General features: G+C 69.9%; 10 protein-coding genes. 3 read left to right on the forward strand and 7 right to left on the reverse strand.

The genetic code is table 11. From position 1 onward, the window contains the following. Window positions 1–155 precede the first annotated feature (155 nt). Complete coding sequence (locus KAK03_RS00190) at window positions 156–2,345, forward strand: prolyl oligopeptidase family serine peptidase (RefSeq protein ID WP_210850999.1); 2,190 nt, start codon at window positions 156–158, stop codon at window positions 2,343–2,345. A gap of 15 nt (window positions 2,346–2,360) precedes the next feature. Beyond that, on the forward strand, window positions 2,361–3,125 hold the full coding sequence (locus KAK03_RS00195; protein ID WP_210851000.1) for a fumarylacetoacetate hydrolase family protein: 765 nt from the start codon (window positions 2,361–2,363) through the stop codon (window positions 3,123–3,125). Here the strand turns inward: KAK03_RS00195 and KAK03_RS00200 are convergent, their stop codons facing one another. The 6 genes from KAK03_RS00200 to KAK03_RS00225 all read right to left on the reverse strand — a co-directional run bounded on the left by KAK03_RS00200 (window position 3,126) and on the right by KAK03_RS00225 (window position 10,708). Then, window positions 3,126–4,136, reverse strand: coding sequence for a 2-dehydropantoate 2-reductase (locus KAK03_RS00200; RefSeq protein ID WP_210851001.1), 1,011 nt, complete (start codon window positions 4,134–4,136; stop codon window positions 3,126–3,128). A 10-nt stretch (window positions 4,137–4,146) separates the two neighbouring features. Continuing rightward, the gene (locus tag KAK03_RS00205; RefSeq protein ID WP_210851002.1) at window positions 4,147–5,658 is read right to left on the reverse strand and encodes a tripartite tricarboxylate transporter permease; all 1,512 of its coding nucleotides are present in this window, start codon (window positions 5,656–5,658) and stop codon (window positions 4,147–4,149) included. Window positions 5,659–5,669: 11 nt separating this feature from the next. After that, the gene (locus KAK03_RS00210; RefSeq protein ID WP_210851003.1) at window positions 5,670–6,179 is read right to left on the reverse strand and encodes a tripartite tricarboxylate transporter TctB family protein; all 510 of its coding nucleotides are present in this window, start codon (window positions 6,177–6,179) and stop codon (window positions 5,670–5,672) included. 75 nt (window positions 6,180–6,254) lie between these two features. Next, a complete protein-coding gene (locus KAK03_RS00215) occupies window positions 6,255–7,262 on the reverse strand; it encodes a Bug family tripartite tricarboxylate transporter substrate binding protein (RefSeq protein WP_210851004.1) in 1,008 nt (335 codons plus the stop codon). A gap of 46 nt (window positions 7,263–7,308) precedes the next feature. Further along, window positions 7,309–8,832, reverse strand: coding sequence for an acyl--CoA ligase (locus tag KAK03_RS00220; protein WP_210851005.1), 1,524 nt, complete (start codon window positions 8,830–8,832; stop codon window positions 7,309–7,311). Between the two features lie 274 nt (window positions 8,833–9,106). Beyond that, window positions 9,107–10,708, reverse strand: coding sequence for a tannase/feruloyl esterase family alpha/beta hydrolase (locus tag KAK03_RS00225; RefSeq protein ID WP_210851006.1), 1,602 nt, complete (start codon window positions 10,706–10,708; stop codon window positions 9,107–9,109). A gap of 154 nt (window positions 10,709–10,862) precedes the next feature. On the opposite strand from KAK03_RS00225, the gene KAK03_RS00230 reads away from it, so the two are divergent. Beyond that, window positions 10,863–11,579 carry a Crp/Fnr family transcriptional regulator gene (locus tag KAK03_RS00230; RefSeq protein WP_210851007.1) on the forward strand — a complete coding sequence of 239 codons (717 nt, stop codon included), beginning with the start codon at window positions 10,863–10,865 and terminating at the stop codon, window positions 11,577–11,579. A gap of 72 nt (window positions 11,580–11,651) precedes the next feature. Here KAK03_RS00230 and KAK03_RS00235 read toward each other — a convergent pair whose 3' ends face one another. Further along, a complete protein-coding gene (locus KAK03_RS00235; RefSeq protein ID WP_210851008.1) occupies window positions 11,652–13,517 on the reverse strand; it encodes a phosphoenolpyruvate carboxykinase (GTP) in 1,866 nt (621 codons plus the stop codon). Window positions 13,518–14,029: the final 512 nt, after the last annotated feature.

A 14,029-nucleotide genomic window follows, 5' to 3' on the forward strand; every position in this document is an offset into this window, starting at 1 on the left:
CGCGGTCCCCAACAACGAATTCAGCCTATCGCTATGCCGTGCGCGAATATCGACCCGCCGGACCCGGCCTGCGTGTTCTAGGTGATGCCAGGCCGCGGGCGCTCATCTAGCATGCCCGGCCTGCCGGGCTGCTGGGCCCGGGGCAAGGGAGTCCCATGACATGCCAACCGAATCGACGCCGCCCCGGCCTGCGGGCCCTGCTGCTGCTGGCCGCCGCCTGGAGCGCGCTGGCTGACGCCCGCCCGCCCGCGGCGCCGGTGCGCGATGTCGTCGACACCTACCACGGCGTGGCGGTGCACGACCCCTACCGCGACCTGGAAGACCTGAAGAACCCCGCCACCCAGGCCTGGATGGCGGCCCAGGGTGCCTGGGCCAGCCAGACCCTGGCCGCGATCGACGGCCGCGACGCCCTGGCCGCGCGCATCGCCGAGCTGACCCAGAGCGGCGGCGACGCCATCGGCGAGATGGTGCGCGTGCGCGGCGGCCGGGTCTTCTACCTGAAGCGCCCCGAGGGCAGCAGCCAGTTCAAGCTGATGGTGCGCGACGGCCTGGGCGGCGCCGAGCGCGTGCTGGTCGACCCCGAGGCCATCGCCCGCCGCCACGGCGGCGTGCCGCACGCGATCAACTACATGATGCCGTCCTGGGACGGCCAGCGCGTGGCCTACGGCCTGTCAGCCGCCGGCTCCGAGGATGCCTGGCTGCACGTGATCGAGACCGCCACCGCCCGCGAGCGCATCCGCCCGGTGCCGCGGGTGCAGGAGGCGCTGGTCCACTGGACCCCCGACAGCCGCGCGCTGACCTACAACCAGCTGCGCCGCCTGCCGCCCTCGGCCGACCCCACCGAGTTCTACCTCGACTCCATGGTCTACCTGCAGCGCCTGGGCCAGGCCCGGCCGCAGCCGATCTTCGGTCGCCTGCTGCGCCACGACCTGGGCATCGACCGGCTCGATGTGGCCGGGGTGCAGTTCCAGGCTGGCAGCCGCTTCATGGTGGCCCGCACCACCGACACCACGGTGCCCGAGGGCCGCATCTTCGTCGCCCCGCTGTCCGACCTGGGCCGCCCGCGCGCCCGCTGGCGCGCCCTGGTCACCGCCGCCGACCAGGTGACCGACCTGGCGCTGGACGGCGACCAGCTCTACCTGCGCAGCCGCCAGGGCGCCCCCAACGGCCGCTGGCTGGTGCTGGACCTGGCCCGCGGCGACACCCTCGCCGAGGCCCGCACGGCGGTGGCCGAACCCGCCCAGGGCGTGCTGCAGCGCCTGCTGCCGCGCCCCGACGGCCTGGTCGTCACGGTCAGCCAGGGCTTCACCCAACAGCTGATGCGCGTGGGCCCCGACGGCCGCGTGGGCGCGCCGCTGACCCCCGGCCTGAGCGGCTACCACGAGGCCGTGGCTGACCTGGGCCGCGCGCCCGACATCTGGCTGCGCACCAGTGAATGGACCGCGCCGCCGCGCATCCTGCGCACCCAGGCCGACGGCCCGCCGCTGGACACCGGCCTGCAGCCGGTGCGCCTGCCCAAGGGTGCGCCGGCGCTGGTGGCCCGCGAGGTGCTGGTGCCCAGCCATGACGGCGTGCCCGTGCCGCTGGCCATCGTCCACCGCGCCGGCCTGGCGATGGACGGCCAGCGCCCCACGCTGCTGGAAGGCTACGCCTCCTACGGCAGCTCGATCGAAGCGCACTACAGCCGGCGCGCCCTGGCCTGGCTGGAGAAGGGCGGCGTGCTGGCCTTCGTCAACGCGCGCGGCAGCGGCGCCTTCGGCGATGCCTGGCACCGCGCCGGCTTCAAGACCACCAAGGCCAACACCTGGAAGGACGGCATCGCCGCGGCGAAGTACCTGATCGCTCAGGGCATCACCCGGCCCGCCAAGCTGGCGGTGAACGGCGGCAGCGCCGGCGGCATCTTCGTCGGCCGCGCCAGCACCGAGGCGCCCGAGCTTTTCGCCGCCGCCGTCTACGAGGTGGGCAGCCTGGACACGGTGCGCGCCGAGTTCACCGCCAACGGCATCACCAACATCTCCGAGTTCGGCACCGTCAAGGACCCGGCCGAGTTCAAGGCCCTGCTGGAGATGAGCACTTACCACCAGATCCGGGACGGCGTGGCCTACCCCGCGGTGCTGCTGATCCACGGCATGAACGACCCGCGCGTGGAGGTGTGGAACAGCAGCAAGACCGCCGCCCGCCTGCAGGCCGCCAACCCGAACGGCAAGCCGGTGCTGCTGCGCCTGGACGCCCAGGCCGGCCACGGCATCGGCAGCACCGCCAACCAGTTCGACCAGCAGGTGGCCGACATGTTCAGCTTCCTGTGGTGGCAGATGGGCGAGGTCACCGGCCCGACGCTGCGCTGAGCCCAAGGAGAGTTCATGAAGTGGATGCGCGCCCGCCTGAACGGCCAGGAGCTGTTCGGCACGCTGGACGGTGATGCCCTGCTGGTGTTTGAGGGCGAGCTGTTCGGCGAGCCCCGCCCCACCGGCCAGCGCCTGCCACTGGCGGATCTGCAGTGGCTCACGCCCTGCCGGCCCGGCAAGATGCTGGCGCTGTGGAACAACTTCCGCGCCGCGGCCGAGAAGAACGGCTGGGCGGTGCCCGCCGAGCCGCTGTACTTCGTCAAGACGCCCAACAGCTATGCGGCGCATGGCCAGGCGATCGCCGCGCCGCCACCCGAGGTGGGGCGCGTGGCCTATGAGGGCGAGCTGGCGGTGGTGATCGGCCGCCAGGCGCGCGGCATCACGGCTGAGCAGGCGCGTGACCACATCTTCGGCTACGCCTGCGCCAACGACCTGACGGCGATCGAGCTGCTGAACCGCGACCCGGCCTTCCCGCAGTGGACGCGGGCCAAGGGCTTTGACGGCTTCGGGGTGTTCGGGCCGGTGATCGAGACCGACTTTGACGCCGCCACCGCGTCGGTGCGCACGACCGTGGGCGGCCGCGAGCGGCAGAACTACCCGCTGGCCGACATGATCTTCCCGCCGCACGAACTGGTGGCGCGGCTGTCGCAGGACATGACGCTGGAGCCCGGCGACGTGATCCTGTGCGGCACCTCACTGGGCGTGCTGCCGATGAAGCCGGGCACCGAGGTGGCGGTCGAGATCGACGGCATCGGCCGCCTGGTCAACACCTTTGGCTGATCAGCCCAGCGGCTCCATCTGCAGCCGCCCGCGCTGCGCCGCCAGGCTCTGCGCCAGCAGCCGGGTGGCGGCGTAGATCGCGTCGATCGTGGGCGTGGGCGTGCCGGTGATGCGGCCCAGCTCCACCACCGAGCCCACCAGCGCCTCCAGCTCCAGCGCGCGGCCCTGCTCCACGTCCTGCAGCATCGAGGTCTTGTGCGCGCCCACCGCCTCGGCCCCGGCGATGCGCTGCTCCAGCGAGATCTTGAAGCGCACGCCCAGCGCCTCTGCCACGGTCTGCGCCTCGCGCATCATCGCCGCGGCCAGCGCGCGCGTGGGCTCGAAGCGGCAGATCTGCTCCAGCGTGGCGTGGGTCAGCGCCGAGATCGGGTTGAAGCTCAGGTTGCCCCACAGCTTGATCCACAGCTCCGAGCGGATGTCGCGGCTGACCGGCGCCTTGAAGCCGGCGCGCATCAGCGCCTGCGACAGCGCCTCGATGCGCGGCGTGCGCTCGCCATCGAGCTCGCCCAGCGTGAAGCGGTTGCCCTCGATCACCCGCACCACGCCGGGCTCGACCAGTTCGCTCGCGGGGTAGACCACGCTGCCGATGATGCGCTCGCGCTCGATGTGCGCATCGATCAGGCCGCCGGGGTCGACGCTCTCCAGCTGCCGGCCCTCGAAGGCGCCACCCAGCTTGTGGAAGTACCACCAGGGGATGCCGTTGATCATCGTGACCACCACGGTCTGCGGGCCGAACAGCGCGCGCAGATCGGGCAGCACATCGCGCACCTGGTGGGCCTTGAGCGTCAGCAGCACCGCGTCCTGCGGGCCGGCCTCGGCCATGGTCTGCACCGCCTTCGCGGTGGGCGCGTGTTCCTCGCGGCCGTCCTCCAGGATCAGCCGGAAGCCGCGCGCGCGGATCGCTTCGAGGTTGCGGTTGCGCGCGATGAAGGTGACGTCCTCGCCGGCGATCGCCAGCTTCGCACCCAGGTAGCCGCCGATCGCACCGGCGCCAACAACAGCGATCTTCATCTCGGGAACCTCATGCCGCGGGCCGGTATTCTCGCCGCCGCAGCGTCTGCCGCGCGAAGCTCAGCAGCGGCCACACCAGCATCGCCAGCGCCAGCGCGACGATCGAGCCCACCAGGCCGTTCGACCAGAAGATGCTCAGGCTGCCCTGCGACAGCAGCATCGCCTGGCGGAAGCTCGCCTCGGCCATGTCGCCCAGCACCAGCGCCAGCACCAGCGGCGCCAGCGGGTACTTCAGCTTCTTGAAGAAGTAGCCCAGCACGCCGAAGACCAGCATCAGCACCACGTCGAACATCGAGCTGTGCACGGTGTAGGCGCCGATCGCGCAGATCACGATGATCACCGGCGCGATCACCGAGAACGGGATGCGCAGCAGCGCGGCCCACCAGGGCACCGTGGTCAGCACCACCAGCAGGCCCACCAGGTTGCCCAGGTACATGCTGGCGATCAGGCCCCAGACGAAGTCCTTCTGCTCGACGAACAGCATCGGCCCGGGCTGCAGGCCCCAGATCAGCAGGCCGCCCAGCAGCACCGCGGCGGTGGGCGAGCCGGGGATGCCCAGCGTCAGCATCGGCAGCAGCGCCGAGGTGCCGGCGGCGTGCGCGGCGGTCTCGGGCGCGACCACGCCCTCGATCGCGCCCTTGCCGAACTGCTGCGGGTTCTTCGAGAAGCGCTGCGCCACCCCATAGCCCATGAACGAGGCCGGCGTGGCGCCGCCGGGCGTGATGCCCATCCAGCAGCCGATCGCGGTGGAGCGCAGGAAGACCTTCCAGTGCTTGGCGATCTCGGCCCAGGTCTGCAGCACCACCTTGGGGCTGATGCGCGCGCTCTTGCCCTTGAAGGCCAGGCCTTCTTCCATGGTCAGCAGGATCTCGCCGATGCCGAACAGGCCGATCACCGCGATCAGGAAGTCAAAGCCCTTGAGCAGCTCGGGCACGCCGAAGGTCATGCGCAGCTGGCCGGTCACCGTGTCCATGCCCACCGCGGCCAGCGCGAAGCCCAGCATCATCGCGGCGATGGTCTTCATCGGGGGCTCCTTGCTCATCCCCACGAAGCTGCAGAAGGTGAGCAGCTGCACCGCGAAGAACTCGGCCGGCCCGAACTTCAGCGCGAACTTGGCCAGCCAGGGCGCCAGGAAGGTGATCAGCAGCACCGCAAAGAAGGCACCCACGAAGGACGAGGTGAAGGCGGCGGTGAGCGCCTGCGCGGCGCGGCCCTGCTGGGCCATCGGGAAGCCATCGAAGGTGGTGGCCACCGACCAGGGCTCGCCCGGGATGTTGAACAGGATCGAGGTGATCGCCCCGCCGAACAGTGCACCCCAGTAGATGCAGCTGAGCATGATGATCGCCGAGGTCGGGTTCATGCTGAAGGTCAGCGGCAGCAGGATCGCCACGCCGTTGGCGCCGCCCAGCCCGGGCAGCACGCCGATCAGCACGCCCAGCAGGATGCCCACCAGCATGTACAGCAGGTTGGGCCCGGTCATGGCGACCGCGAAGCCGCCCATCAGGTTGCCGAAGTCTTCCATCGCGGCGTGCCTCAGAGACCGAGCGCGGCCTCGAGCGGGCCCTTGGGCAGCAGCACGAGGAACCAGCGCTCGAAGAGCAGGAAGAAGGCGATCGGCACGCCGGCCGCCACCGCCACCGTCAGCAGCCAGCCGTAGCTGCCGTGCCGCTTCATGAAGTAGGCGATCAGCGCGAACGAGGCCACGTAGATGCCCAGCACCGCCACCAGCGCCACGTACAGCACCATCGGCACCAGCACCGCCAGCACCTGGCCCAGCTCGGTGCGGCTGGCGAAGACGGGCTTCAGCGGGCTGCGGCCCATCAGCCCGCGCGCCATGGTCCAGGCGCTGGCGCCCATCAGCAGCAGGCCCACGTAGAACGGGAAGTAACCCGATCGTGGGCCGTCATCGGCCCAGCCGATGCCCACGCGCAGGCTGTCAGCCACCACCAGTGCGCCCACCGCCAGCAGGAGCGCGGCAATGCCGACCTCCGGCCCGCGGACGCCGACGACGCGTTCGTCGTCGGACTCCGTTGCGTCCGTCATCATGTCTCCTCGGCCCGGCCTGCGGCCAGGCGCCTCGGGGTCGATCGGGGGCGATCGGGGGGTATCAGCTGCGGGTCACTGGGCCAGGAAGCCCGCTTCCTTCATCAGCACGCGGTGCATCTGTTCGTTCTGGCCCAGCCAGTCGAAGAAGGCCTGGCCGCTGAGCGCGGTCTGGCGGAAGGCGCCCTTGTTCATGAACTCCTTCCACTCCGGCAGCGCGCGCACCTTGGCGAACAGGTCCAGGTAGTACTTGGTCTGGTCGGGCGTGACGCCCGGCGGCATGAAGATGCCGCGCAGCATCAGGTACTCCACCGGGATGCCGGCCGACGCGCAGGGCGGCAGATCGGCCCAGGACTGGGTGGCGGTGACCTTGTCGGTGTAGGGCAGCTTGTCCTTGTCGAACACGCACAGCGCGCGCAGCTTGCCGGCGCGCCAGTGCGACTCGGCCTCGATCGGGTTGTTCACCGTGGAATCGATGTGCTTGCCCACCAGCTGCACCGCCACGTCGCCGCCGCCCTTGAAGGGCACGTAGGTCATTTTCTTGCCGGCGGCCTTCTCCATCATCACGGTGATGATCTGGTCTTCCTGCTTCGAGCCGGTGCCGCCCATCTTGAACTGGTTGGGCGTGCCGGCCTTGATGGCGTCGAAGTAGGCCTTGGCGGTCTTGAAGGGCGCCTCCTCGTTGACCCACAGCACGAACTGGTCCAGGGCCAGCATCTGCACCGGCGTCAGGTCGCGCCAGTTGAAGGGCACGCCGGTGGCCAGCGGGGTGGTGAAGAGGTTGGACAGCGTGATGACGATCTTGTGCGGGTTGCCCTTGTCGTTCTTGACGTCCAGGAAGCCCTCGGCGCCCGCGCCGCCCGACTTGTTGACCACCACGATCGGCTGCTTGGCCAGGTTGTTCTTGGCCACCACGCCCTGGATGAAGCGCGCCATCTGGTCGGCGCCGCCCCCGGTGCCGGCGGGCACCACGAACTCGATCGGCTTGCTCGGCTCCCAGGCGGAGGCCGCCAGGCTGGCACAGGCACCGGCCAGCGCCACAGCGCTGCACAGCCATCGCTTCAGGGTCGGTCGCGTCGTCATGATGGAACCTTTCTCAAGTGGGAGAACGAATCCGGGGAAGGCGGTGTCAGCCCAGGCCGAGCTTGGCGGCCAGGCCGATGCGCTGCAGCTTGCCGGTGGCGCCCTTGGGGATCTCCGGCATGAACAGCACCTTCTTGGGCACCTTGAAGTCGGCGGCGCGCGCGGCCACGAAGGCCTGCAGATCGCGCTCGGTGGCTTCGTGGCCCTCGCGCAGCACCACCACCGCGGCGACTTCCTCGCCCAGCTTGGCGTGCGGCATGCCAAAGCACACCACCTGCGCCACCGCGGGGTGGTCCATCAGGATCTCGTCCACCTCGCGCGGGCTGATCTTCTCGCCGCCGCGGTTGATGATCTCCTTGAGGCGGCCGGTGATCGAGACATAGCCGTCGGCGTCCATCACGCCCTGGTCGCCGGTGCGGAACCAGCCGTTCACGAAGGCCTCGGCATTGGCCGTGGGGTTGCTCTCGTAGCCGGCGGTCACGTTGGGGCCGCGGATGACGATCTCGCCGGTCTGGCCGGCGGCCAGCAGCGTGCCGTCCTCGGCCATGATCGCCACCTCGGGGCCGCCCGACGGGCCCACCGTGCCGGGCTTGCGCACCGCCGGCGGCAGCGGGTTGGAGCACATCTGGTGCGTGGCCTCGGTCATGCCGTAGGCCTCGATCAGCGGCGCCTTGAACACGTCCTCGAGTTCGCGGATCACCTGCGGCGGAATCGACGACGACGACGAGCGCAGGAAGCGCAGCGGATGCCGCGCGATGACGTCGGCGTTCTTCGACGCGCGGCCCAGGATGGCCTGGTGCATCGTGGGCACGGCGGTGTACCAGGTGGGCTTGGCCTCATCCATCCAGCCGAAGAACTTCAGCGCATTGAAGCCCGGCGTGCAGAACACCTGCGAGCCCGCCGACAGCGGCGCCAGCACGCCGGCGATCAGGCCGTGGATGTGGAACAGCGGCATGATGTTCAGCCCGCAGTCCTGAGCGCTGAACTGCAGCGTGCGCGCGATGTGCACGGCCGACGCCGCCAGGTTGCCCTGCGACAGCGGCACGATCTTCGGCCGCGAGGTGGTGCCCGAGGTGTGCAGCACCATCGAGATGTCCTCGGGCTGGGCATAGCCGCCGTTGGCGGTGGCGGTGGCGGCGTGCGCCTCGCGCGGCGACAGTGTGAACAGGCCGGCGGGCTCGGCCGCGTCACTGACCAGGTCCAGCACCGGAACGCCCAGCTTCAGGGCCACGTCCACCGCCGGCGACGTGCTGCCGCGCGCCACGATCAGCGCCTTGGCGTTCAGGTCGGACAGGTAGAACTCGAACTCGTCGGCGCGGTAGGCCGGGTTCAGCGGCGCGCTGGCCACGCCGCTGGCGCAGGCGATGAAGCAGGTGGCCATCTCCGGGCCGTTGTCCAGCACGATGGCCACGCGGTCATTGCGGCCCAGGCCGAGTGCGTTCAGACGCGCCAGCGTGGCATCGATCAGACGGCGCAGGCCGCCATGGTCCAGCGCCGGGCGCCCCGGCGCAGACACCGCGGTGGCAGTTTCGGCGCCTTGCGCCAGCAGGTCCTTCAGCGTGCGGGACATGAGACTCCTCGAATCGCGACAAGCCACCCCTCGCCGGCAAGGGGCGCCGGCCACAAAAACAAATCAGGGGTGCGGGGGGGATGCCGGCAGCCCTGCCCGGCTGATGGCCGGACCGATAGGCGGGTCCTGATGCAGACCCAGACCGCAGGCGAATTCTTTATAAGGGGAACAGGGGGGTGTGACAAATCAGGGTCTCTACCCGGAGTGTGGCGAGCCCCCCAAAGAACCGAGGGCCACCGTGTGGTGGCCCTGGATCCGGTGGGGTGACCAGAACTCAGCGTCTGGCGCAGCTGTAGCTGCTGGCCTGCTGGACATCGCCGCCCCGGTAGCGCGGGAAGGTCGGGTAGCTGCACATCGGTCGCTCCTGGCCGAGGAGGTCCAGCAGGTTGCGCATCGTCGGGCGCTTCGGTGCCACGCCGCGTTCCACCCAGTCCTCCAGCAGGTCCAGCGAGCGCCAGGCCAGCGTGTAGCGGCCCTCGCCATGGCCGAATCCGGCCACCGGGTAGAAGCGCAGGAACTGGTCCACCGCGTCCGAACCCAGCGCCTCGCGCAGCCGTTGGACATAGCGCACGCTGACGCTGAAGGGCACGATGGTGTCGGACGTGCCGTGGGCCAGCAGGATCTTGCCGCCGCGCTGGATGAACTCGCCCAGCTCGACCGAGGTGGCGTCGTGCAGCGCCGACACGGTCTGCACGCGGGCCTGCCAGGGCCCGGCGGTGACGGGGTCGAAGTCGAATGGCGAGTAGGCAGGGTCGCGCGTGATGAAGTGCTTCAGGTAGCCGCTGTGCATCGAGGCCACGTAGCCGTTGAGGCCCAGCACCGGCGGGTCCAGCAGCTCGGGCCAGGTGCCGATGTCCACCGGCCCGGCAAAGTTGGCGCCGTACAGGATGCCGTAGGGCGGCGCGGAGTCCAGGCCGTTGGCCAGCCGGAAGGCCAGTGGGTGTGTGTCCGACAGGGTGCGCACCGTGGCCAGCTGGGCGTCGGTGAGGCAGCTGTCGCCCCAGTCGATGTTCGACCAGCAGCGCAGCACCTGCGGGTCGAAGCGGCAGGCGCGGACGTTGTTGATCAGACCGTCAGCCAGGCCGTCCAGCGCGTCACAGGCGGCGATGACATGCTGGTTCAGGGTCTCCAGCTTGCCCCAGCTGGTGAAGCCGCCCGGCCCGTACAGCGACTGGGCGAAGGCGTTGGCGCGCATCATCATGCCGACGAATTCCAGCGCCGGGTAATGGGCGATGATGCCCTGGTAGTCGCGTGGGTAGCGCTGCGCCACCGACAGCGCCTCGCGCCCGCCGGTCGAGCCACCGGCAAAGTAGGTGAGCGAGGGCAGCCGGCCATAGCGCCGCAGCAGCAGCGCCTGCGCCGTGTCGTGCACCTTCTTCAGCGCCTCGCCGGTGAAGTTGCGCAGCGCCTCGTCGTTGCGGGCGAACGAGGCGTCGGGGTCGCTGCCGCTGTGGCCGCCGTCGCTGCCATAGGTGGCGTAGCCGCGCTGCAGCGGCGTGCTGCTGCCGGGCCAGGCGTGCGGCACGTTGCCGGTGGCGCTGACCACGCTGCCATCGAAGCCGCCACCGCCGAAGTGCAGCGCCTTGCCATTCCAGTGGGCGGGCAGGTTGAGCTGGAATCGGATCGGTGGCGCGGCCGGATCGACCGGAGCGATCTCGCCGGCCAGCTCGCAATGGTCGGGCGACTGGCCCAGCGGGCCCACCGCGCGTGCGCTGCGCACCACGGCCCCCGAGGTGGGCAGGCCGATCTGGTCGGCCGGCACGCGGGCATTGGCCAGGCCGGCGCAGACGTCGGCTGCGTGGGCGGGCAGCGTCGCCAGCCACAGGCTGCCCAGCAGGGTGCGCAGCAGCCGGGAACAGGACAGGAGCAGTTTCATCGCAGGGTCTCCTCAACAGCGGGGCGGCCGGATCCGCCGTGGCGGTCCGGGTCTTGTTCGCAGCGCTTGGATTTCACGGATGCGCTGCGCTGGCTTCCAGCTTAGATTCGGGGGCCTGGACGCCGAGTCGTCGCGATGACACTGGAGGCGCCGCATGGACCGTACTTTCCCTGAAGCTGCCACCCCTCACGACCCGCTGGAGGCCTTCCTGCGCTCGGCGGGCTGGTCGCGCGCGCTGACCAGCGAGCAGCTGTCGGTGGTACTGGCGCACACCGAGCAACGCCGCTGCGACAGCGGGCAGTGGGTGCTGCGCGCCGGCGAGGTGGTCGAGCACTGGTGCGGCGTGGTCGAGGGCTTCGCGAAGATGTCGGTGGCCTCGGCCGACGGCAAGGTGTCGACGCTGACCGGCGTCTGCGCCGGGGCCTGGTTCGGCGAGGGCTCGCTGATGAAGCACGAGGCCCGGCGCTACGACGTCTATGCGCTGCGTCCGCTGCGGCTGGCACTGGTGCCGCGCGCCATCTTCGAGTGGTTGCGCCACACCAGCATTCCCTTCAACCACTGCCTGCAGGATCTGCTGAACGCGCGCCTGGCCCACTTCATCGGCACGCTCTCGGACGACCGCCTGCTCGACACCGATGCGCGCGTTGCGCGGGCGCTGGCCGGGCTGTACGACGAAGACCTGTATCCGGGCACCGGCAGCCACCTGGACATCGACCAGCGCGAGGTGGGCCTGCTGGCCAATGTGTCGCGCCAGCGGGCCCATGTGGCGCTGCACCGGTTGCAGGCGCAGGGCGTGCTCAGTCTGGCGCGCCGCGGGCTGACGGTGCTGGATCTGTGTGCGCTGCGCCGGGCGGCCACCGCGCCTGGCTGAGCCGCGGGCCCCGCCCGAACGCGATGAAAAAAGGCCACCCTCGGGTGGCCTTGGTCGCGGGTGCGGCGGGGCTTACTTGGCCAGCGCCGCTTCCATCTTCTGCTTGGTGGCGGTCAGCTCGGCCGGCAGGTGGTAGGCCAGGGTCTTGAACAGCTCGTCGTGCAGCTTCAGCTCGGCCTGCCAGGCGGTGGGGTCGGCGTCGATGATGCTGTCGAACTGGGCCTTGCTGAAGTCCAAGCCGGTCCAGTCCAGGTCCTCGTAGCGCGGGCTGATGCCGAAGAAGTGGCCTTCGCCCTGGGCCTGGCCTTCGATGCGGCCGATCATCCACTTCAGCACGCGGGCGTTGTCGCCGTAGCCGGGCCAGACGAACTTGCCGTCGGCGCCCTTGCGGAACCAGTTGACGCAGAAGATCTTGGGCAGGTTCGAGCCCTGGCCCTGCAGCTTGTGCTCCATGTCCAGCCAGTGCTGGAAGTAGTCGCTCATGTTGTAGCCGCAGAAGGGCAGCATGGCGAACGGGTCGCGGCGCACCACGCCCTGCGCACCGAAGGCGGCGGCGGTGGTCTCGGAGCCCATGGTGGCGGCCATGTAGACGCCTTCCATCCAGTTGCGCGCCTCGGTCACCAGCGGCACGGTGGTGCTGCGGCGGCCGCCGAAGATGAAGGCGTCGATGGCCACGCCCTTGGCGTCGTCCCAGGCCGGGTCGAGCGCGGGGTTGTTGGTGGCGGCCACGGTGAAGCGGGCGTTCGGATGGGCGGCCTTGGCGCCGGTTTCCTTGGCGATCTGCGGCGTCCAGTCCTTGCCCTGCCAGTCGATGGCGTGGGCCGGCGGCTCGCCGTCCATGCCTTCCCACCAGACATCGCCGTCGTCGGTGAGGGCGACGTTGGTGAAGATGACGTCCTGCTTCAGCGAATCCATGCAGTTCGGGTTCGTCTTGAAGTTGGTGCCCGGGGCGACGCCGAAGTAGCCGGCTTCCGGGTTGATGGCGTAGAGCTTGCCGTCGGCGCCCGGCTTGATCCAGGCGATGTCGTCACCGATGGTGGTGACCTTCCAGCCGCCCAGCGCGGCCGGCGGGATCAGCATGGCGAAGTTGGTCTTGCCGCAGGCGCTGGGGAAGGCGGCGGCGACGTGGTACTTTTTGCCGGCCGGGTTGGTCACGCCCAGGATCAGCATGTGCTCGGCCAGCCAGCCCTGCTGGCGGCCCATGGTGCTGGCGATGCGCAGCGCGAAGCACTTCTTGCCCAGCAGCGCGTTGCCGCCATAGCCCGAGCCGTAGGACCAGATCTCCTGGGTCTCGGGGTAATGGACGATGTACTTGACGGTGGGGTTGCAGGGCCAGGCGGTGGTGTCCTTGGCGCCCTCGGCCAGCGGGGCGCCGACGGTGTGCACGCAGGGGACGAAGTCGCCGTCGGTGCCCAGCAGGTCGACCACGGCGCGACCCATGCGGGTCATCAGCTTCATGTTCACGGCCACGTAGGCCGAGTCGGACAGCTCGACGCCGATGTGGGCGATCGGCGAGCCCAGCGGGCCCATGCTGAAGGGGATCACGTACAGCGTGCGGCCGGCCATGCAGCCCTTGAACAGCGCCTTGTCACCGGTCTGCAGCAGCGCGCGCATCTCGGCCGGGTCCATCCAGTTGTTGGTGGGGCCGGCGTCTTCCTTCTTCTGCGAGCAGATGTAGGTGCGGTCTTCGACGCGCGCCACGTCGGACGGGTCGGTCACGGCCAGGTAGGAGCCGGGGCGCTTGGGCAGCTTCTTGAAGGTGCCGGCGTCCACCAGCTGCTGGCACAGGCGGTCGTATTCTTCCTGGGTGCCGTCGCACCAGTAGACATCGGCGGCTTCGGTCAGCGCGGCGATCTGGCCCACCCATTCGATCAGGCGGGCGTTCTTCACATAGGCCGGCGCTTTGGCGCGCAGCTCGGGCGTCAGGGGACGGTTCATCGGGGGCTCCAAGGTTGCAAAGACAAAAAAGGCATTGGGCGAACCCCCTGGCAGCGCAACCCCTGGCACAGCCGTCTGGACGCTCGCCCAATGCCCGGTCCGCGTGTCGGGACCGACCTCGTCGCGGGTACCGATGGGTTACATCGGGGCCGCGGCCACGCACCCCGCGCCACCGGGGATGACCGGGGCCGAGCGCCTCCGATCGAGTGTAACGATCCGGTAATTCCGACGGAATGGGAAACTATGCGCATCCTGCATAAGTAGATGCGAAGCTGGCAAGACGCCGGCTGTGGCGCCGCCGGGTGTGCACTCTGCACTCCCTCGATCGTGGGCGGCCCAGGCCGGCGCGGTGGCCCTGGATCTCAGGGTTCTGCCGGAGGTGCTGCCGGCAGCTGACGCGCCTACACTGCGGCCTAGAGCGCTTGGCGCTCCTTTTTTGACGCGATTGATTTATCGGTAAATTTACGCCGACCCGGGCCAACGAACCGGTGCGGCCCCTGCCCGAGACCCCG

Origin of the sequence: Ideonella alba, assembly GCF_018069845.1 — a bacterium.
Taxonomy (GTDB): Bacteria; Pseudomonadota; Gammaproteobacteria; order Burkholderiales; family Burkholderiaceae_C; genus Ideonella; species Ideonella alba.